22 protein-coding genes are annotated in these 19,576 nt (G+C 65.9%); 8 read left to right on the top strand and 14 right to left on the bottom strand.

The window, feature by feature from the left end; translation table 11 throughout:
• Both ACQZF9_RS19080 and ACQZF9_RS19075 read right to left on the bottom strand, forming a co-directional pair.
• On the bottom strand, window positions 1-1,431 hold the full coding sequence (locus ACQZF9_RS19080; protein ID WP_428310548.1) for an NAD-dependent succinate-semialdehyde dehydrogenase: 1,431 nt from the start codon (window positions 1,429-1,431) through the stop codon (window positions 1-3).
• An 84-nt stretch (window positions 1,432-1,515) separates the two neighbouring features.
• Window positions 1,516-1,641 carry a hypothetical protein gene (locus ACQZF9_RS19075; RefSeq protein WP_428310547.1) on the bottom strand — a complete coding sequence of 42 codons (126 nt, stop codon included), beginning with the start codon at window positions 1,639-1,641 and terminating at the stop codon, window positions 1,516-1,518.
• A 75-nt stretch (window positions 1,642-1,716) separates the two neighbouring features.
• Between ACQZF9_RS19075 and ACQZF9_RS19070 the strand changes: the two genes are divergently transcribed.
• Window positions 1,717-2,901 (top strand): lipid-transfer protein, encoded by a 1,185-nt coding sequence (locus ACQZF9_RS19070; protein WP_428310546.1) that lies wholly within the window; start codon window positions 1,717-1,719, stop codon window positions 2,899-2,901.
• Window positions 2,902-3,030: 129 nt separating this feature from the next.
• On the opposite strand, the gene ACQZF9_RS19065 is transcribed toward ACQZF9_RS19070, so the two are convergent.
• The 5 genes from ACQZF9_RS19065 to ACQZF9_RS19045 all read right to left on the bottom strand — a co-directional run bounded on the left by ACQZF9_RS19065 (window position 3,031) and on the right by ACQZF9_RS19045 (window position 6,725).
• Window positions 3,031-3,669: a 3-oxoacid CoA-transferase subunit B gene (locus ACQZF9_RS19065; protein ID WP_428310545.1), complete on the bottom strand. Its 639-nt coding sequence runs from the start codon at window positions 3,667-3,669 to the stop codon at window positions 3,031-3,033.
• Window position 3,670: 1 nt separating this feature from the next.
• A complete protein-coding gene (locus ACQZF9_RS19060; protein ID WP_428310544.1) occupies window positions 3,671-4,405 on the bottom strand; it encodes a CoA transferase subunit A in 735 nt (244 codons plus the stop codon).
• An 80-nt stretch (window positions 4,406-4,485) separates the two neighbouring features.
• Window positions 4,486-5,223 carry a TetR/AcrR family transcriptional regulator gene (locus tag ACQZF9_RS19055; protein WP_428310543.1) on the bottom strand — a complete coding sequence of 246 codons (738 nt, stop codon included), beginning with the start codon at window positions 5,221-5,223 and terminating at the stop codon, window positions 4,486-4,488.
• Window positions 5,224-5,341: 118 nt separating this feature from the next.
• Window positions 5,342-5,746: a hypothetical protein gene (locus ACQZF9_RS19050; RefSeq protein WP_428310542.1), complete on the bottom strand. Its 405-nt coding sequence runs from the start codon at window positions 5,744-5,746 to the stop codon at window positions 5,342-5,344.
• Window positions 5,747-5,939: 193 nt separating this feature from the next.
• Window positions 5,940-6,725 carry an alpha/beta fold hydrolase gene (locus ACQZF9_RS19045; RefSeq protein ID WP_428310541.1) on the bottom strand — a complete coding sequence of 262 codons (786 nt, stop codon included), beginning with the start codon at window positions 6,723-6,725 and terminating at the stop codon, window positions 5,940-5,942.
• A 234-nt stretch (window positions 6,726-6,959) separates the two neighbouring features.
• Between ACQZF9_RS19045 and ACQZF9_RS19040 the strand changes: the two genes are divergently transcribed.
• Window positions 6,960-9,083, top strand: a complete 2,124-nt coding sequence (locus ACQZF9_RS19040; RefSeq protein WP_428310540.1) for a PQQ-dependent dehydrogenase, methanol/ethanol family — start codon at window positions 6,960-6,962, stop codon at window positions 9,081-9,083.
• Between the two features lie 18 nt (window positions 9,084-9,101).
• Here the strand turns inward: ACQZF9_RS19040 and ACQZF9_RS19035 are convergent, their stop codons facing one another.
• Window positions 9,102-9,857: a helix-turn-helix transcriptional regulator gene (locus ACQZF9_RS19035; RefSeq protein ID WP_428310539.1), complete on the bottom strand. Its 756-nt coding sequence runs from the start codon at window positions 9,855-9,857 to the stop codon at window positions 9,102-9,104.
• 466 nt (window positions 9,858-10,323) lie between these two features.
• Here ACQZF9_RS19035 and ACQZF9_RS19030 point away from each other — a divergent pair, with 466 nt between their 5' ends.
• From ACQZF9_RS19030 to ACQZF9_RS19010, 5 genes are all read left to right on the top strand, one after another.
• Window positions 10,324-10,947 carry an energy transducer TonB gene (locus ACQZF9_RS19030; protein ID WP_428310538.1) on the top strand — a complete coding sequence of 208 codons (624 nt, stop codon included), beginning with the start codon at window positions 10,324-10,326 and terminating at the stop codon, window positions 10,945-10,947.
• A 32-nt stretch (window positions 10,948-10,979) separates the two neighbouring features.
• Window positions 10,980-11,807, top strand: coding sequence for a MotA/TolQ/ExbB proton channel family protein (locus ACQZF9_RS19025; protein WP_428310537.1), 828 nt, complete (start codon window positions 10,980-10,982; stop codon window positions 11,805-11,807).
• A gap of 4 nt (window positions 11,808-11,811) precedes the next feature.
• Window positions 11,812-12,243 carry an ExbD/TolR family protein gene (locus ACQZF9_RS19020; RefSeq protein ID WP_428310399.1) on the top strand — a complete coding sequence of 144 codons (432 nt, stop codon included), beginning with the start codon at window positions 11,812-11,814 and terminating at the stop codon, window positions 12,241-12,243.
• Between the two features lie 128 nt (window positions 12,244-12,371).
• Window positions 12,372-12,806, top strand: coding sequence for an ExbD/TolR family protein (locus ACQZF9_RS19015; protein ID WP_428310536.1), 435 nt, complete (start codon window positions 12,372-12,374; stop codon window positions 12,804-12,806).
• Between the two features lie 9 nt (window positions 12,807-12,815).
• Entirely contained in the window at window positions 12,816-14,021 is a 1,206-nt protein-coding gene (locus tag ACQZF9_RS19010; RefSeq protein WP_428310535.1) for a hypothetical protein, read from the top strand.
• A gap of 38 nt (window positions 14,022-14,059) precedes the next feature.
• Here ACQZF9_RS19010 and ACQZF9_RS19005 read toward each other — a convergent pair whose 3' ends face one another.
• From ACQZF9_RS19005 to ACQZF9_RS18990, 4 genes are read right to left on the bottom strand one after another with little or no spacing between them, the layout of a single operon-like run.
• Entirely contained in the window at window positions 14,060-15,226 is a 1,167-nt protein-coding gene (locus tag ACQZF9_RS19005; protein WP_428310534.1) for an acyl-CoA dehydrogenase family protein, read from the bottom strand.
• 60 nt (window positions 15,227-15,286) lie between these two features.
• On the bottom strand, window positions 15,287-16,042 hold the full coding sequence (locus tag ACQZF9_RS19000) for a glucose 1-dehydrogenase (protein ID WP_428310533.1): 756 nt from the start codon (window positions 16,040-16,042) through the stop codon (window positions 15,287-15,289).
• Window positions 16,043-16,066: 24 nt separating this feature from the next.
• The gene (locus tag ACQZF9_RS18995; protein ID WP_428310532.1) at window positions 16,067-16,570 is read right to left on the bottom strand and encodes a nuclear transport factor 2 family protein; all 504 of its coding nucleotides are present in this window, start codon (window positions 16,568-16,570) and stop codon (window positions 16,067-16,069) included.
• A 19-nt stretch (window positions 16,571-16,589) separates the two neighbouring features.
• Window positions 16,590-17,336: a 2-oxo acid dehydrogenase subunit E2 gene (locus ACQZF9_RS18990; RefSeq protein ID WP_428310531.1), complete on the bottom strand. Its 747-nt coding sequence runs from the start codon at window positions 17,334-17,336 to the stop codon at window positions 16,590-16,592.
• A 113-nt stretch (window positions 17,337-17,449) separates the two neighbouring features.
• On the opposite strand from ACQZF9_RS18990, the gene ACQZF9_RS18985 reads away from it, so the two are divergent.
• A complete protein-coding gene (locus ACQZF9_RS18985; RefSeq protein WP_428310530.1) occupies window positions 17,450-18,718 on the top strand; it encodes a cytochrome P450 in 1,269 nt (422 codons plus the stop codon).
• A gap of 9 nt (window positions 18,719-18,727) precedes the next feature.
• Here ACQZF9_RS18985 and ACQZF9_RS18980 read toward each other — a convergent pair whose 3' ends face one another.
• Window positions 18,728-19,348, bottom strand: a complete 621-nt coding sequence (locus ACQZF9_RS18980; RefSeq protein WP_428310529.1) for a glutathione S-transferase family protein — start codon at window positions 19,346-19,348, stop codon at window positions 18,728-18,730.
• On the bottom strand, window positions 19,345-19,575 hold the full coding sequence (locus ACQZF9_RS18975; protein WP_428310528.1) for a biotin/lipoyl-containing protein: 231 nt from the start codon (window positions 19,573-19,575) through the stop codon (window positions 19,345-19,347). Before ACQZF9_RS18975 ends, ACQZF9_RS18980 begins: the two co-directional genes overlap by 4 nt.
• Window position 19,576: the final 1 nt, after the last annotated feature.

The following is a 19,576-nucleotide window of genomic DNA, read 5'->3' as shown; positions in this document are numbered from 1 at the left end:
TCAGACGCTCATGCAGACGTACTTGATCTCCAGGTAGTCGTCGATGCCGTAGCGTGAACCTTCGCGGCCGAGACCGGACAGTTTCACGCCGCCGAAGGGCGCAAGTTCGGTCGAGATCAGGCCGGTGTTGACGCCGACGATGCCGGCCTCGATGCGCTCGGCGACTCGCCAGACGCGGCCGATGTCGCGCGCATAGAAATACGAGGCGAGACCGAACGGCGTGTCGTTGGCCATCGCGATCACCTCGTCCTCGGTTTCGAAGCGGAACACCGGCGCCACCGGGCCGAACGTTTCTTCGCGTGCGATCGCCATCTGCTGCGTGACGCCGGACAGCACGGTCGGCGTGAAGAAACGGCCGCCGAGTGCATGCGGCTTGCCGCCGGTGACCACGCGCGCGCCTTTCGATACGGCGTCGTCGATATGTTCGCGTACTTTGGCGACGGCCTTCTCGTCGATCAGCGGGCCGATTTCCGAGTTGCTTTCGGTGCCCGGTGCGACATGCAGCTTGGCCGTTGCCGCCGACAGCTTCTCGACGAACTGGTCGTAAATGCCGGCCTGCGCGTAAATGCGATTCGCGCAGACGCAGGTCTGGCCGGCATTGCGGAACTTGGACTGAATCGCGCCGATCACGGCCGCGTCGATATCGGCGTCGTCGAACACGATGAAGGGCGCGTTGCCGCCCAGTTCCAGGCTGAGTTTCTTGATCGTCGGCGCGCACTGCGCGTACAGCTTGGCGCCGACTTCGGTGGAGCCGGTGAACGACAGCTTGCGCACGGTGTCGCTGGCGGTGAGCACGTCGCCGATTTCGGCGGCGCTGCCGGTCACGACATTCAGCAGGCCATCGGGCAGGCCGGCCTGCTGTGCAAGCAAGCCGAGCGCCAGCGCGGTGAACGGCGTCTGTGACGCGGGTTTTAGCACCACACCGCAGCCGGCGGCCAGCGCCGGGCCGATCTTGCGCGTGATCATCGCCGCCGGAAAATTCCACGGCGTGATCGCCGCGACGACGCCGATCGGCTGCTTCAGCACGACGATGCGCTTGTCACCGGCATGGCTCGGCAGCACGTCGCCATAGACGCGCTTGGCCTCTTCGGCGAACCATTCGATGAAGCCGGCGGCGTAGGTGATTTCGGCGCGCGCCTCGGTCAGCGGCTTGCCCTGTTCGCGCGTCAGCAGCGCAGCCAGCGGCTCGGCATTGGCGATGATCAGGTCGTAGTAGCGACGCAGCACCGCGGCGCGATCTTTCGCGGTGCGCTTGGCCCAGGGGATCATCGCTTTTTCCGCTGCGGCGATCGCCTGCGTCGCCTGCTCGGCGCTGCAGCGCGGCACGCGGCCGATGCGCTCGCCGGTGGCGGGATCGTCGACGTCGATCCAGCGATCCGCGGTGACCCACCGGCCGCCGATCAGGCTGGCTTCGCGCATCAGTTCCGTCATGCCTGCATCTCCTAGCGGCCGCCGGACGTGTGCCGGCAGCGGTCATTTTACCGGCTGAAATCGCGGCCTGCCGGGTTCGTTACGCTAGGCGAGGCGAGCGGTGAATTCAAGGCGCGCCGCTTTTTCAGTAATGACTGAAGACGCCAAAAATCGCTGCTGATCAACGCTGGCGTTCATAATGGCGGTCGGCGCCGCGCGCTTGAGTCGCATCGGCGATGGTGGCAGGCTGCTGCGCCTGGCCGGCCGCCGGCACTCCCATCACGCATCAGCACGGAAGAAACCGCAATGAACCGTAAAGTCTTCGTCTCCGGTGTCGGCATGATCCCGTTCGTCAAGCCGGGCTCCAACGAGCCCTACCCGGCGATGGCCGCGGCGGCGACGCATGCGGCGCTGGCCGATGCCGGCATCGGCTACGAGCGCATCCAGCAGGCCTACGTCGGCTATGTCTACGGTGATTCAACCGCCGGCCAGCGCGCGCTGTACGAAGTCGGCATGACCGGCATCCCGGTGATCAACGTCAACAACAATTGCTCGACCGGCTCGACCGCGCTGTTCCTGGCGCGCCAGGCCATCGCCAGCGGCGCCGCCGAATGCGTGCTGGCGCTGGGCTTCGAGCAGATGACGCCGGGCGCGCTGAAGACCGCGTTCGGCGACCGGCCGAGCCCGTTCGAGCGCTTCGACGCCGCCGCCGACGAACTGGTCGGCAACGCCGAGGTACCGCTGGCGCTGCGCTTCTTCGGTGGCGCCGGCCTGGCGCACATGCAGCAGTACGGCACCAAGCTTGAGACCTTCGCGAAAATCCGCTCGAAGGCGAGCTTGCATGCCGAGCACAATCCGATGGCGCTGTTCCGCAAGCCGGTCACCACCGAGGAGGTGATGGCGGCGCCGACGATGTGGCCCGGCGTGATGACGCGGCTGATGGCCTGCCCGCCGACCTGCGGCGCCGCCGCGGCGGTGCTGTGCAGCGAAGAATTCGCCCGGCGCAACGATCTGAATGCCGGTGTCTACATCGCCGGACAGGCGATGACCACCGACACCCATCAGACTTTCGACGCGCGCGACATGCGCGAAGTCGTCGGCTTCGGCATGGCCAAGGAGGCCGCGCGCCAGGCTTACGAGGCCGCGGGTATCGGCGCCGAAGATGTCGACGTGGTCGAGCTGCACGACTGCTTCGCGCACAACGAGCTGATCAGCTACGAAGCGCTGGGCCTATGTCCCGAGGGCGGCGCCGAAAAGTTCGTCAACGACGGCGACAACACCTACGGCGGCCGCTACGTGACCAATCCGTCCGGCGGCCTGCTGTCGAAAGGCCATCCGCTGGGTGCGACCGGCCTGGCGCAGTGCACCGAGCTGGTCAACCAGCTGCGCGGCACGGTCGGCAAGCGCCAGGTCGAAGGCGCGAAGGTGGCGCTGCAGCACAACCTCGGGCTGGGCGGCGCCTGCGTGGTGACGGTGTATCGCAGCCAGTAAGCCCGAACCCCTCTCCCGCCGGGAGAGGGGCAGGGGTGAGGGCCTCTCCGGCGCGGCGGAGCTACGTTGTGACTGCGGGGCCCTCACCCGGCGCTGCGCGCCACCCTCTCCCGGAGGGAGAGGGTAAGCCTAAGCGACGAACTCCGCCTCGGTCTTGCTGCGCAGCTCGTCGATGGTGACGCCGCTGGCCAGCTCCAGCAGTTTCGGCGGCTTGGCGCCGCTGCGATCGATCTCGAACACACCGAGATCGGTGATCAGCAGATCGACCACGCCCTTGCCGGTCAGCGGCAGATCGCAAGCTTGCTTGAACTTCGATGCGCCGCTCTTCTCGCAGTGGTCCATCACCACGACCACGCGCTTGACGCCGGCGACCAGGTCCATCGCGCCGCCCATGCCCTTGATCATCTTGCCGGGCACCATCCAGTTGGCCAGATCGCCGTTGGCCGCGACCTGCATGCCGCCGAGAATCGACAGGTTGATGTGGCCGCCGCGGATCATCGCGAAGCTGTCGGCGCTGGAGAAGTAGCTGGTCTGCGGCAGTTCGGTAATCGTCTGCTTGCCGGCGTTGATCAGGTCCGGATCGGCTTCGCCTTCATACGGGAACGGCCCCATGCCGAGCATGCCGTTCTCGCTTTGCAGCGTGACCTTCATGCCGGCCGGAATCATGTTCGCGACCAGCGTCGGGATGCCGATGCCGAGGTTGACGTAGAAGCCATCCTGCAGTTCACGCGCGGCGCGCAGCGCCATTTCGTCGCGGGTCCAGGCCATGTCAGATCTCCGAACCGGCGGCAGCGCTGCCGGCTTCGCGTTTGCGGGTGGTCAGGCGCTCGATGTGCTTGACGTAGTTCTGGCCGACGAACACGCGGTCCACGTAAATGCCCGGCGTGTGGATCTGGTCGGAATCCAGCTCGCCGACTTCGACGATCTCCTCGACTTCCACCAAGGTCAGCTTGCCGGCGGTGGCGATCATCGGATTGAAGTTGCGCGCGGTCTTGCGATACACCAGGTTGCCTTCGGTGTCGGCCTTCCAGGCTTTGACCAGCGACACGTCGGCGACCAGGCCGGTCTCCATCACATACCACTCGCCGTTGAACTGCCGCGTCTCCTTGCCTTCGGCGACCGCGGTGCCGTAGCCGGTGCGCGTGTAGAACGCCGGAATGCCGGCGCCGCCGGCGCGGATGCGCTCCGCGAGCGTGCCCTGCGGATTGAACTCGATCTCGACGCCGCCGCTCATGTAGAGCTGCTCGAGGATCTTGTTCTCGCCGACGTAGGACGCCAGCACCTTCCTGATCTGGCCGTTGGCGAGCACCGCCCACATGCCGTGGTGATCGGCGCCGACGTTGTTGCCGATCACGGTCAGGTTCTTGGCCCCGGTATCACGCAGCGCGGTGATCAGGTTCTCCGGAATGCCGCACAGGCCGAAGCCGCCGGACATGATGGTCATGCCATCGCTCACCGCGCCGGCCATGGCGCTGGCGGCGTCTGGGTAAATCTTCGACTTCATTGCGGGTGGCTCCTCACTGCGATCTCGTGTCGCGACCGTTATGGCCCCGCGACATTATGAAGCGCCGCGAGCCACGATGCTCAGCCGGCCGCGCGTCCCCGGCTGTTCTGGCTGTCGGCCTGGAAGCGCTCATAGGCGACCGTGGCGAGCAGATCGAGCAGGGCATGCTGGCGCTCGCGCTCGAGCTTGTTGGTCTGGCTCATCGCCACGCCTCGTGACAGGAAGTGCAGCAGGTCGACCAGCACCGACTCGGTCGCCGGCAGGTTTTCCCAGTACGGCAGGTATTCCACCACCAGGCTGAGCATCTGTCGGTTGATGCGCTTTTCTATCCTTTTCATCAGCGGCGCGATGCTGCGATCGGTGCGCGCCGCCACCAGCAGCTCGTGCAGCGCGGTGAACGAGGGCCGTTCGTAGTACTGCATCACCAGTTCGGCCGAGCGGCGGAAGCTGTGCAAAGTCGGCGCCTGAACACCGACTTCCTGAGCCACCTTCGCGCAGACACCCTTGCTGAACTCGTCCAGCCGCAGGGTCGCCAGGTAGTCCGCGGTGCAGGCGATGACGTCGGCGCGCGAGGCGTAGTGATGCATGATCGCGCCGCGTGAAATGCGCGCGCTCTTGGCGATGCTCTCCATCGTGGTGTTGGTGTAGCCGTGCTCGACCAGGCAGCGGATCGTCGCCTCCAGCACCGCCCGCTGCGTGGCCTGGCTTTTTCGCGCCTGCAGGCCGATGTCGGCGCTCGCAGGCGCTGCTTTCGACCGGGTTTTGGGCGCCGTCTTGAGCGAGCGGCCAGCAGACGGTCGGACGGAACTTCCCTTCATCGATAAGAACCCGGCTGTTGAGTTTTTGCTGGCGCCCTTGCCGGAGCGCGGCTGCAAAAAAGCTTAGCGGAAGCCGCTGCGGCTGTCCGTAGCGCCAGGTCTCAGCAGCCCGGTGACATCAGCTGTCGGCGTGCTGCTTCTCGACCGCGACCACCTGGTACTGCAGCTCCAGCTCGCAGCTCTTGCCGGCATCACCGCGGTCGCGCTTGCCGCCGCAGATCATCGTGCCCTTGTGCACGGCGGTACTTTTGCCCAGCGCCTTGGTGATCTCGGACGTCGGATTGAAGCCGCCGCCGGTGCATTCCTTGATCGGGCACTGGAAGTCGAAGAAAGCCTGCATGCCGTTGGCGAAAATGCGCTTGTACGGCGACAGATGCAGTTTCTTGTCGGGGTCGATAAAGCGCAGTTCGATCGAGATTTCCTCGACTTTCGGGAACTGCTTGCCCAGGGTCGGTACCGCCAGATAGGAGCGCTGGCGCAGCTCGCGCTGGCGCTGATCGACGGCGAAGGGTTTCATGGCCATGGGCAGGGTGTCCGTTGTGTTGCCTGTGAGCAGCGCCGGGCAACGCGAGCGTTGCGGCGGTGGGGCAGGGAGACGGCGACGGGTTTGGCGGCAGGCGCCGCACGGGTGTCGCCATGCTGGAAAACGGGGATCCCTGTGGCCCAGGGTAACACGGATGGCGCCCCCACCCGGCGCCAGGCCGATGGCCGCGGCCCTACAGCGACTGCAGGAAACCCAGCAGCGCGGGATTGACCTGTTCCGGATGGGTCAGATTGGCGGCGTGACCCGCGCCTTCGACACGCAGCAGGCCGCGGCAATCGGCCAGGCCGCGGCACAGGGTTTCGGCGCGATCCATCTCGATCGCATGGTCGCGCGTGCCGTGTATCACCAGCGCCGGCGCGGTGATCTCCGGCAGCCGCGCGACGATGTCGTCGCGATCGAGCAGGCAGTTGCTCGGTGCGATCAGCCGGCTCGCGTCCGCAAGCGCCTTCCACTTGGCGATCCACGGCGCGTTGTGCGCCGGGCTGTCGATGATGATCTGCGCGATGATCGCGGCGACCTCGTCGGACAGCCCGTGCTGCGCCCAGCCCTCCAGCAGCTGGCGATAGGCGCCGCGCTTGTCCGCCGCCTCGGCGCCGGCCTGGGTGTCGATCAGCACCAGCGCCTGCACGCGCTGCGGCGCCAGCAAGGCCGCGCGCAGCGACAGGTAACCGCCCTGCGACATGCCACCCAGGACCGCGCGCTCGATATGCAGATGATCGAGCAGCGCGAGCGCGTCGCGCGCCGAATCCCAGTAGCTGAAGGCCGCGCCGTCCGACACGGTGCGGCCGAAGCCGCGCTGGTCCCAGCTGATCACCCGGTACGTCGGCGCCAGCGCCGCGACCTGTGCCGCGAACATCTCGTGGTCCATCAGGAAGCCGTGACTGAGGATGATGGCCTGGCCACTGCCGCCGGTGTCTTCGAAGTACAGCTGCTGGCCGTTGATCGTGGCGTGGGGCATGGGGTTCTCCTGGTCTCGTTGTGGCGGCGATCGTACGCCCGGCGGTTGCCGAAGAACCCACCCGGTGTAGCTGCACCTGTAGGAGCGGACCCTGTCCGCGACCGAGGCCCCACCGGCACAGTCGCGGACGGGGTCCGCTCCTACAGGCTGCGGATCGAGCCATCACCCCTTTGCAGCAGGACAGCCCCGCGCGCTTGGGCGATAACCCTCGCCGATAACCAGGGGAACACCAAGATGATCCTGCGGACCCGTCTCAAGGTGCTGCTGATGCTGTTGTTGCCGATGCTCGCCGCGCAGGCGGCCGAGATCGACAATGCCGCGCTGTCCAACGACGCCAATGGCGACGACTGGGCCGCCTACGGCCGCACGTTCAGCGAGCAGCGGTTCAGCCCGCTGGACCAGATCAACCGGCAGAGCGTGTCGCGGCTCAAGCTCGCCTGGTCGCTGGAGCTGGACGACGTCTGGAACGTTTCCACCGCGCCGGTGGAAGTCGACGGCGTCATTTACTTCGCCGCCGGCTTCAGCGTCGTGCATGCGGTCGACGTGCGCAGCGGCAAGCTGCTGTGGAAGTACGACCCGCATTGCGACAGCAAGAAAATGCGCATGGCCTGGGGCAGCCGCGGCATCACCTACTGGAAGGGCAAGCTGTACACCGGCGTGCAGGACGGACGGCTGTTCGCGCTCGACGCGAAAACCGGCACGCTGGTATGGGAGACCCAGACCACCGAGCCCGGCGACAACCGCTACATCACCGGCGCGCCACGCGTGTTCAACGGCAAGGTCATCATCGGCCACGGCGGCGCCGACTTCGGTCATGTACGCGGCTACGTCACCGCCTACGACGCCGAGACCGGCAAGCAGGACTGGCGCTTCTACATCGTGCCCGGCAATCCGGCCGACGGCTTCGAAAACCAGGCGATGGAAGCCGCCGCGAAAACCTGGAAAGGCGAGTGGTGGAAGTACGGCGGTGGCGGTACCGCGTGGAACGCGATGACCTACGATCCCGAGTTCAACCGCGTCTACATCGGCACCGGCAACGGCTCGCCGTGGAATCACAAGCTGCGTTCGCCCGGTGGCGGCGACAACCTGTATCTGTGCTCGGTGGTCGCGCTCGACGCCGACACCGGCGAATACCTCTGGCACTACCAGACCACGCCGGGCGAGAGCTGGGATTTCAACTCGACGATGGACATCGTGCTGGCCACGGTCGATATCGACGGCAAGCCGCGCAAGGTGCTGATGCACGCGCCGAAGAACGGCTTCTTCTACGTGATCGACCGCGAAACCGGCAAGCTGATCTCCGCCGAGAAATTCGGCAAGGTCACCTGGGCCGACCACATCGACATGGCGACCGGACGGCCGGTGGAAAATCCCGGCGTGCGCTACGAGGACGGCGAGGCGCTGATCTGGCCGGGCTCGGCCGGTGCGCACAACTGGCAGCCGATGTCGTACAGCCCGGACACCAAGCTCGTCTATATCCCGTCGCACGAACTGCCGGGCTACTACAACGACGAGGGCCGCGATCCCAAAAACTGGAGCATGGTGCCCAGCGACGTGCTCGGCCTGAAAGGTTTCTTCGACGACGTGCCGAAGAATGCCGGCACCAGTTTCCTGCTGGCCTGGGACCCGGTGAAGCAGAAGAAAGTCTGGAGATCCGACACGCCCGGCGCGACCAATGGCGGCGTGCTCAGCACGCGTGGCGGCCTGGTGTTCCAGGGCGACGCCGACGGCGACTTCAAGGCGCATGACGCCGACACCGGCGAGACGCTGTGGAGCGCGCAGATGGGCGTCGGCACGCAGGCGCCGCCGATCACCTACAGCGTCGATGGCAAGCAGTACGTCAGCGTGCTCGCCGGCTGGGCCGGCAGCCAGATGCTGCTCGGCTCGCTGAGCGCGCAGCACGGCTGGACCGGACGCGATCATCCGCGGCGCTTGCTGACCTATGTGCTCGACGGCAGTGCGAGCCTGCCGCCGTCGCCGCCGCCGAGTTTCGTCAAGCCGATCGACGACGCCAGCATCAAGCTCGACGACGCGACCGTGGCGCAGGGCCGCGATCTATATCAGCGCTGCGTGATCTGCCACGGCGTGTCCGCGGTCGCCGGCGGCTTCGCCCCGGACCTGCGCGCCTCGCAAGTGCCGCTGAACGCCGCGGCGTTCAAGGCGATCGTGCAGGGCGGCGCGCTGGAGCCGCGCGGCATGCCCAAGTTCGACGAACTCAGCGACCAGGAACTCGATGCGATCCGCCAGTACATCCGCGAGCGCGCGCGCTACGAGCCCTCGTTCTGGGATCAGGTGAAGACCGCGTGGAACTTCATCGGCCTGATCATCAAGATGGAGTGGAAGCGGCACTTCGGTTGAGCGCCGCGCCGCTGCCTGTCAGACGCTGACCAAGCCGCGGCTGCAGGCGATGGCGACCGCGTGCGAGCGGTTGCTGGCGCCGAGTTTGATGACGGCGTTGCGCAAATGGAACTGCACGGTTTCGCGCGAACGCTGGATGATGATCGAGGTTTCTTCCGCGGTCTTGCCGCGCGCCGCCCAGTGCAGGCATTCGATCTCGCGTGGTGTCAGGCTGCTGTTCGGCTCGGACTCCGGCAGCGCATGGCGGTCGTACTGATGCATGAACGCGTGCGAGAACAGATGCGTGGCGCTTAAGGTTTCGGCGCAGCGCTGGCGTAGCCGGCTGCGGTCGCGCGTCAGCCACGACACGTAGCCGACGCGACCGTTGCGTCTGTGCACCGGCACGGTCAGGCCGCCGACCGCCTGCTGGCCGTAGTGATCCAGCACCTGGCGTTGTTCGGGTTCCAAAGTCCGGCCCTGCCATTGCGCGCCCTGGTTGCTGCAATCCCAGGCGAAAGGGTCCTGCTCGTCATAACAATGCTGCGCCACCGGGCAATGCCGGCCCAGTTTCATCCGCACCCAAGCTTCGAGACCGGATTGCGACCAGCCGATCGCGCTCAACAGGAAATCGCCGGACGTATCGCGTGGCAGGCCGAGCTGGCGGATGTCGCCGACGAAGGCGACGCGATCCCAGCCCAGCGCGGTGGCGGACTCGCCCAGCACCAGGCTGGCGTCGACCAGGCTGCCCTGGCGGCGGATCTGTTCGTGAAAATGCATATCGACCGGCAGGCCCATGGGCTCAACCGGTAGCCGGCAGACGCCGGACGAGGGCGGTTGGTGGTGCGACGGTCAGCATGCTGCTCTCCTCCGTTAGCCGTACAGCCCGTCAGCGAAGCGCCGGAAAAAAGCGCCAATGCGGGTTTATCGTGTGAACGGCAGGAACCCTGAATCTACTCCGCGCAAAAAAAACAATCAACGCAGTACAACGTTTTCGGAGCCGGATATCTCGATTCTCCGTGCGGCATGCGTCGCCGCCCGCAAGCTCAAGCTAGCTAAAGCGGCAGTTGTGGCGCGATCCGGCGGCTGCCAAAAATACTCCGGCAAATACCAGCCGCTGCGCTCGATGCGCCGCTCGTGCGGCCGTTGCACCGCAATGACGCGACAGGACGACTGCCGCAGCGGATGCGGCGCGCTCGCACACAAAAAGCTCATACGCGGAGCCTCATCGACGCGTGTCAGCCAACGCACGGAGACAGGATTGATGGATTTCGCGAACAGACCCGATCCCGGCCGTCGCATCATCGGGATCGGCGCGGTCGTGCTGTTTCACGTGCTGCTGGTCTGGGGGCTGGTGAATGGTCTGGCGCGCAAGGCGATCGAGCTGCTGCCGGCGCCGATCGAAACCAAGATCCTCGACGAAGTGAAGAACGAGGAGCTGCCGCCGCCACCGCCACCGCCGCCGCAGCTCGACATTCCGCCGCCGCCGTTCGTGCCGCCGCCGGAAATCAACATCGCCAGCGCGCCGCCGCCGGTCAACACCATCACCACGACCACGGTGGCGCCGCCGCCATCGGCACCGGTCGCCGCGCCGCGCGCGCCCAGCGTCAGCAAGGCGCCGGTGGTCAAGGCCAAGGCCTGCAAGGAGCCGGATTATCCGGCGGTGTCGGAACGTCTCGGCGAAACCGGCTCGGTGACCTTGCAGTTGCTGGTCGGCGTCGACGGCAAGGTCACCGACAGCAAGGTCGAAAAATCCAGCGGATTCGATCGCCTGGACAAGGCGGCGCAGCAGGCGTTGTCGCGTTGCAAGTTCGAGCCCGGCATCGTCGACGGTGCGCCAGCGCCGGCCTGGGCGCAGCTCAAATACACCTTCCGCAAGCAGGACTGATCGGTCTAATGAAGTACATCTGGAGGATGGATATGTCGTTCGTCAAAACGCTGAAGCAGTCGCTGGCCGGAGCCGCCCTGGTGGTGTTGTCGAGCACGGTGTTCGCACAGGACCCGGCGCCTGCCGCGCCGACAACGGAAGCCGCCGCCCCGGCCGAAGCGCCGCTGGCCGAAGCGAAAACCGAGAGTGTCGAAAACCCCTACGGCATCGGTGCGCTGTGGAAGCAGGGCGACTTCGTCGCGCGCTTCGTGCTGATCTCGATGCTGATCATGTCGGGTGCGACCTGGTACATCATGATCGTCAAGTTCATCGACCAGACCAAGCTGATGGGCCAGGCGAAAGCCGCCAACGCGACGTTCTGGAAAGCCCGCTCGGTGCCCGACGGCGTCAACTCTCTGGCCGCCGGCAGCCCGTTCTGGTACATCGCCGACCGCGGCGTCTCGGCCCAGAACCACCACGAAGGCACGCTGGTCGAGCAGATCGACCTGAGCAGCTGGGTGACGATGAGCATCAATCGCGCGGTGGATGAAATCCAGAGCCGCCTGCAGGGCGGCCTCGCCGTTCTCGCCACGGTCGGTTCCACCGCGCCCTTCGTCGGCCTGTTCGGCACGGTCTGGGGCATCTACCACGCACTGACCGCGATCGGCATCAGCGGCCAGGCGAGCATCGACAAGGTCGCCGGTCCGGTCGGCGAAGCGCTGATCATGACCGCCATCGGTCTGGCCGTCGCCGTCCCGGCGGTCATGGGCTACAACTGGCTGGTACGTCGCAACAAGGCCGGCATGGAAGCGGTCCGCGCTTTCTCGGCCGACCTGCACAGCGTGCTGCTGTCGGGCTCGCGCGTCGGCGACAAGGCCTGATCCGATGGGCATGAACATCGGCAGTGAAGGATCGGGAGACGAGGACGAAGTCGTCTCCGCGATCAACACCACGCCGCTGGTGGACGTGATGCTGGTGCTGCTGATCATCTTCCTGATCACGATCCCGGTGGTGACGCAGACGATCCCGGTGAAGCTGCCGAACGAACGCAACCAGGCGCTGCAAACCAAGCCCGAGAACATCACCATCGTGGTGGACAAGGAAGGGAACATGTACTGGAACACGCAGGCGATCCCGGACGTGAACACCCTCCTTGAAAAGCTCAAGGTCGAGGCGGTGAAAGTGCCGCAGCCGGAAGTGCACATCCGCGGCGACCAGACCGCGCGCTACCAGGCGATCGGCACGGTGATGGTCACCTGCCAGCGAGCGGGCATCGCCAAGATCGGCTTCATCACCGAACCGCCGCCGCGAGGCTGAAGCCAACACGAACCCCCGTCATTCCCGCGAAGGCGGGAATCCAGAGACGGTAAGGCGCGGCTCTCTGCCCACTGGATTCCCGCCTTCGCGGGAATGACAGGTTGAAGCCAACAAATGGAGCGGCAACGATGGGAATGAACCTAGGAAGCGGCAACGGCGGCGGAGATCCGGAAGTCGTGGTCGACGTCAACACCACGCCGCTGATCGACGTGATGCTGGTGCTGCTGGTGATGCTGATCATCACGATCCCGATCCAGACGCACGCGGTGAAGCTGGATATGCCATCGGCCAACCCGCCGGCGAGCGACGCCCCGCCGCCGCCGGCGGTGGACCTGGAGATCGACTTCGACGGCACGGTGCTGTGGAACGGCACGCCGATGGATCGCGGCACGCTGGACGCGAACTTCCGCCGCGAAGGCGAGGCCGGCGAGAACCAGAGCGAATTCCATATCCGCCCGAACAAGCTGGTCGAATACAAGTACGTCGCCGCGGTCCTCGCCTCGGCGCAGCGTCACGGCGTGACCAAGATCGGTCTCGTCGGTAACGAACAATTCATGCAGTAGGACACCAACATGAAAACCTCCCGCACCGTACTCCTGGCGCTGAGCCTGATCAGTGGCCAGGTTTTTTCTGCGGACAAACAGACCCTGAGACCGGAAGTCGGCAAGCCCTTGCAGGACGCGCAGACGGCGCTCGCCGCCAAGGACTACAAAGGCGCCGCCGCGCAGATCACGGCCGCTGAAGCGGTCGGCAAACTCAGCGCCTACGAGAGCTACATCGTCGCGCGGCTGAAGGCCTCAGCGGCACTAGGCCAGGGCGACTACAAGACGGCGCTCAGTGCCTACGAGCAGGTGCTGGTGTCGTCCGAACTGCCGCCTGCCGAAAAGCTGCCGACGCTCGACGCCTACGTGAAGATCGCCTACGCCTCGAAGGACTACGCCAAGACCGCCAGCGCCATCCAGCAGTACAAGGCCGCCGGTGGCACCAGCGCCGAGACGCTGGGCCTGTATGCGCAATCGCTATATCTGGCCGGCAAGTACCAGGAAGCCTCGGTCGCGCTGAGCGCCGAGATCAAGGACCTCGCCGCCGCCGGCAAGAAGCCGACCGACACGCAGCTGCAGCTGCTGGCCTCCTGCGCGCTGAAGCAGAACGACATGGTCGCCTACACCGCGGCGCTGGAGCAGCTGGTCACCTACAGCCCGAAGAAGGAATACTGGCTCGATCTGCTGGTGCGCACGCAGCGCAAGCCCGGCTTCTCCGATCGCCTGGATCTGGACATGTACCGGCTGCGCGACGCCACCGGCACGATGGAAAAGGCCGACGACTACATGGAGGCCGCGCAGCTGGCGCTGCAGTCCGGCTTTCCGGGCGAGGCGCAGAAGTTCGTCGACGAGGGCTACGCCGCGAAGCTGCTCGGTGCCGGCCCCGACGCGCCGCGCCATCAGCGCCTGAAGGATCTGGTCACCAAGAAGATCGCCGAAGACAAGGCCACGCTCGCCGAAGGCGAGAAAGCCGCTGCCGCGCAGGCTAGCGGCGACGCGCTGGTCAACACCGGCTTCAACTATGTCGCGTATGGGCAAAGCGAAAAAGGCCTCGCGCTGATGCAGCAGGGCATCGCCAAGGGCGCTCTGAAGTCGGCCGATCAGGCGCTGTTGCATCTGGGTTATGCGCAAGCGCTGGCCGGCGACAAGGCCGCGGCGAAGCGTAGCTGGAGCACGATCAAGGCCAGCGACGGCAGCGCCGATATCGCGCGGCTTTACGCGCTGGCATTGAATTAAGAGGTTCCCTGAGACGGCGGCCCACGACCCGCCGTCTTTCAGCGCGCCGTCTCCGCCAGCAGCTTCTTCGCGATGCTCCAGCGATGCACTTCGCTGGGGCCGTCGTAGATGCGGAAGGCGCGCACGTCCTTGAAGATGCGCATCACGATGGTTTCGTCGGTGACGCCCTGGCCGCCGAGGATCTGCACGCAGCGATCGACGACGCGCCACACCGCTTCGGAGACGGCGACCTTGCTGATGCTGGATTCGATGTTGCCGCGTGAACCCTGGTCGAGCATCCAGGCGGTGTGCCAGATCGACAGGCGCGCGCCGTGCAGATCCATTTCGTTGTCGGCGAGCATGAAGCCGACGCCTTCGTGTTCACCCAGAGTCTTGCCGAACGCCTGGCGTTTGCGCGCATAGGCCAGCGCCACGTCGTGAGCGCGGCGTGCCTGGCCCAGCCAGCGCATGCAGTGCGTCAGCCGCGCCGGCGCCAGACGGATCTGCGCATAGCGGAAGCCCTTGCCGATTTCGCCGAGCACGTCAGCGGCGGGCACACGCAGCTGATCGAAATGCAGCACGCCGTGGCCGCCGGCAAAGCAGGAATCCAGCGAATCCATCAGCCGCTCCAGGCGGATGCCGGGCTGGTCCATGTCGGCCAGAAACATGGTCGCGCTGCCGTCGTCCATCTTCGCCATGACGATGCAGAAACTCGCGCCTTCGGCACCGGTGATGAACCACTTCGAACCGCTGATCAGATAGTCGTCGCCGTCGCGCACCGCGCGTGTCATCAGCATCGCCGGATCGGCACCGGCACCCGGTGCGGGCTCGGTCATCGCAAAGCAGGAACGGGTGCGGCCTTCGACCAGCGGCTTCAGCCAGCGCTGTTTCTGCGACTCGGTCGCGACCTGTTCCATCAAATGGATATTGCCTTCGTCGGGCGCGTGAACGTTCAGCGCCACCGGCCCCAACGGCGAATAGCCGGCTTCCTCGAACACGATCGCTTTCTCGACATGCGACAGGCCGAGGCCGCCGAGTTCGATCGAGGCATGCGGTGTCAGCAGGCCGATGCGACGCGCGCGGTCGGTGAGTTCGACGCGCAGCGCCTCGTGTGGACCGTGCGCTCCCTGGCGCGGATCGCGCTCCAGCGGAATGACGTCGCTGGCGATGAAGTCGCGCACGCGTTGCTGCAGCTCGGCGAGGCGCGGCGAAAGTGAAAAGTCCATGATCTCTCTGTGGGGTGCCCGCTATTCGGGACGAATGGCTGGCGGTGGTGCAGTCTACGGTTACAGCGACGATCCGCCATCGACGACGAATTCGCCGCCGGTGGCAAACGCCGATTCGTCGCTGGCCAGGTACAGCGCGATCGCGCCGATCTCTTCGGGCCTGCCGAGGCGGCCGATCGGATGGCCACTGACCCAGGAGTCGTACAGCGCCTTCGGGTCGGCGACCTGCGACATCACTTTCTCCAGGATCGGTGTATGGATCGCACCGGGATGGATCGAGTTGCAGCGCATGCCGTAACGCTGGCGCGCGTAGTGCAGCGCCGCGGATTTGGTCAGCATGGTGACGCCGGCCTTGGCGGCGTTGTAGCCCAGCAGTTCGGCATCGGCTTTCAGGCCGCACATCGAGGCCATGTTGATCACCGAACCGCCGCTGCGCTTCATCAGCGGTGTGACGTGCTTGCAGCCTAGGAATACGCCGATCAGATCGATGTCGAGCATCGTCCTGAAACCTTCCAGCGACAGCGACTCGATGCTGCCGACCGTGGTGATGCCGGCGTTGTTGACCAGCACGTCGATGCGGCCGTGACGCTGCTCGATCGCCGCGAAGGTGGCGATCCAGTCGGCCTCGCGCGTCACGTCCAGCGCCAGCACGCTGACCGCGTCGCCGAGTTCTTCAGCGAGTGTTTTTGCGGCAGCGAGGTCGATATCGCCGATCACCACCTGTGCGCCTTCGGCGACATAGCGCCGCACGATCGCTTCACCGAGGCCCGAGGCACCGCCGGTGACCAGCGCGATCTTGCCCTGGATTCTGCCCATCTGCGTTCTCCTCGTTGTCGTGGTTCAGATGCCTTGCGCGCCGACATCGACTCGTGGCCGTGGCCCACGCGCGGCGGCGCGCTCGAACAGCGCACGTTCGCCCTGTTCCCAGGTGATGGTCAGGCAACAGGCGCTGATTTTCCAGCCGCTCGCGTCGCGGCGCAGGCGATTGGTGTAAAAGCCGCCGAGTTGCTGCATCTCGCCTTCGAAGTGATGCATCGCCACCATGTGCACGACGATCGTCGCCTCGTCGCCGGCCAGCGTGATCACAGGGTTGGTCATGTTGTGCTGGGTTGCGTCGAAGCAGGCCAGGGTCTGGCGCACCGACACGATCCAGTCGTCGGCGCGCATGGTTTCGCGCACACCGCGCCAGCTGGTGAAATCGAATTCGACTTCGTCGGTGAAGATCGAGCGATAAAGTGGCCAGTCGCGGCGGTCGATGCCGGTGGCGTACTTGAAGATCGTGTCGCTGATCGCGGCGCGATCCAGCAGGTCGGCGAGCGTTTGCGCCGTGGTGGTCGCGGGCATCTTGGACTCCGGCTTCATGTCAGGTGAACAGCGGTGCCGGCGTCTCGATCAGGCCGCGCAGCGCCTGCAGCCAGCGCGCGCCGGTGGCGCCGTCGATCGCGCGGTGATCGCAGGTCAGCGTGACGCTCATGTAGCGCTGCTCGGCAGCGGCGCCGTCCTGTAGCACCACGCGGACGCGCGCGGCGCCTACCGACAGGATCGCCGCCTGCGGCGGATTGATGATGGAGCCGAAGCTGGCGATGCCGTACATGCCGAGGTTGGACACGGTGAAACTGCCACCGGTGTATTCGTCGGGCTTGAGCAGCATGCCTTGCGCGCGCATCGCCAGATCGCGCATCTCGCTGGCGATCTGCGCGATCGCCTTGGTTTCTGCCGCACGCACGATCGGCGTCGTCAAGCCGCCCTTGATCGCGACCGCCACGGCGACGTCGGCATGATGGTGCTGCAGCATGCCCTCGGCCATGTAGCTGACGTTGACTTCCGGCACTTCGACCAGCGCCAGCGCCACCGCCTTGACCATCAGGTCGTTGACCGAAATCCTGGCCGACGATTCAAGGTTGTAGGCGACGCGCGCATCGAGCATCGCGTCGAGCGCGATGTCGGCCGTCAGCGGAAAGTGCGGGATGTCGCGCGCGCTGTCGGTCAGGCGCGTGGCGATGTACTTGCGCAGGCGGTCCAGCGGCTTGACGGTATAGCGGCCGCGCGGCAGGCCGAGCCGCTCGCAGGCTTGCGCCAGCAATTCGCTCTTGGTCGGAGTGTCGTTCATTCCCCAGCATAGGGGCGCTACGCGAGGCGGCATAAGCTGCACAAAGTAATAGCGTGTGGACGCGATGTTTAGTGGCTAGCTTGCGCTGGTAAAAACCATGGCAGGAGAGTCTTATGCATGCCCTCACGGATGTGCCGCCGCTGGCGCAGATCGACGCGACCGACCCCGGCCTGCTGCAGGATCCGTACGCCTATTACGCGCGCTTGCGTGAGGAGGCGCCGGTGTTCCGCGACCCGAAGACCGGCATCGTCGCCGTGTCCCGCTATGATCTGGTGCAGCAGGTCACGCGCAATCCGGCGCTGTTTTCCAGCCATTTCGCGCATCTTTTGAACAGCGGCGGTACCGGCCGGCTGGACCAGGAGGAGGCCGCGATCATGGCCGCCGGCCTGCCCTGGGTCGACACGCTGCTGACCGCCGACGCGCCGCAGCATACGCGCTACCGGCGCATCGCGATGAAAGCGTTCACGCCGGCACGCGTCGCGGCGATGCAGGCCTATATCGAGCGCACCACGCATGATCTGATCGATCGCTTCATCGGCGACGGCGTGGTCGAGTTCAAGACCGGTTTCGCCGATCACCTTCCGTCGATCGTGGTCGCCGACGCGCTTGGTATCGAGCGTGGCGACGTCGAGCGTTTTCACGATTGGCTGCGTGCCGGCATCGCGCGGCTCGCCGGCAACGCCGAACGCGGGGAGCGGCTGGCCAGCGCGCGCAAGGAGATCGAACTGCAGCAGTATTTCCTGGCGGCGATCGCGGCGCGCCGCGCGCAGCGTCGCGACGACATCATCTCCGACCTGGTGTACGCCAGCCTCGACGACGAGCACGGCGGCCGGCCACTTAACGACGCCGAGCTGTACGCGATCCTGCAACAGATCTTCAACGCCGGCCAGGAGACCACGGCGCACACGCTGACCTATGCGATCTACCAGCTGCTGCAGCATCCGCAGCAGCTCGCCGAAGTGCAGGCGGATCCGGCGCTGGCCGCGAACATGGTCGAGGAATCGCTGCGCCATCTGTCGCCGACCAACAACATGTGGCGCGTCGTCGCCGCCGATACCGAACTCGGCGGCGTCGCGCTGAAGGCGGGTGAAACCATGCTGCTACGCTTCGGCGCGGCCAATCGCGACGGCGAGCGGTTTGCCGATGCGGAGCGCTACGACATCCATCGCGACAACGCCGGCCGGCACCTGGCGTTTGGACACGGCGCCCATGTCTGCCTGGGCGCGGCGCTGGCGCGCAAGGAGATGGTCGTGGCCTTGCCGATCGTGCTGCAGCGCTTGCGCAACCTACGTTTTGCCGAAGGGCTCAACAGCTTCCGCTTCAGCCCGAGTCCGCTGTTGCGCGGGGTGCTGTCGCTGCACCTTCGGTTCGATCGCGGCTGAGTCTTTTGCCTAGGCCTTCGAACTGGGCCGTGCGGACACGCGCGAGAACCAGGCCGACAGCCACGGCCGGCCCTGCAGCGGCGTCATGCCGATCAGCAGTGCGAAGTCGACGAAGCAGTACAGCAGGATGTCGGCGATGGTGAAGGCCTCGCCGGCGAGGTAGTCGGCGCCGCCGTGTGAAGACTCCAGCCAGTCGAGCCGGTTCAGCGACATCGCTTTCAGATCCGGTGCCGCTTCGGCGCGCGCGAGCAGCACGCGAGCCGCGAACATCTCGCGGCCTTCGGCGGCGCGAAAACCCAGCACCAGCGGCTCGACGAAGCCCAGGTCGACGCGACGCAACCACATGCGCGTGTTGGCGCGTTCTTCGGGTGTGGCGCCGATCAGCGCCGGCGCGCTCTGGCGTTCTTCCAGGTATTCGCAGATCGCCAGGATTTCGGTGATGACCTGCCCCGAGGGCAACACCAGCGCCGGCGTGCCGCCGAGCGGATTCACCGCGGGCATGTACGGCGGCCGACGGTTGTCGCCGGCGATGATGTCGATGGCCTCGATCTCGTCGAAGCTGATGTGCTTCTCGGCCGCGAACATGCGCACAACACGCGGGTTCGGGCCCACCGAGTCGTAGAATTTCATTCGATGGTCGCGATCAAGGTGCCGACTTCGTAGACCTCGCCGATTTCGGCGATGATCTTCAGCTTGCCGCTGGCCGGCGACGGCACTTCGGTCGCTGATTTCTCCATCTCGATCGCATACAGCGGCGCGCCGGCTTCGACGGCGGAGCCGTCGGCGACCATCCACTCGGACAAGGTCGCCTCGGTCATGCTGATGCCGATTTTCGGGATGCGGATTTCGGTTGCCATT

Origin of the sequence: Hydrocarboniphaga sp. (assembly GCF_965279055.1) — a bacterium.
Lineage (GTDB): Bacteria > Pseudomonadota > Gammaproteobacteria > Nevskiales > Nevskiaceae > Hydrocarboniphaga.
The sequence above is the reverse complement of the archived record's forward strand: the minus strand, read 5'-3'. Positions and strand labels throughout refer to the sequence as shown.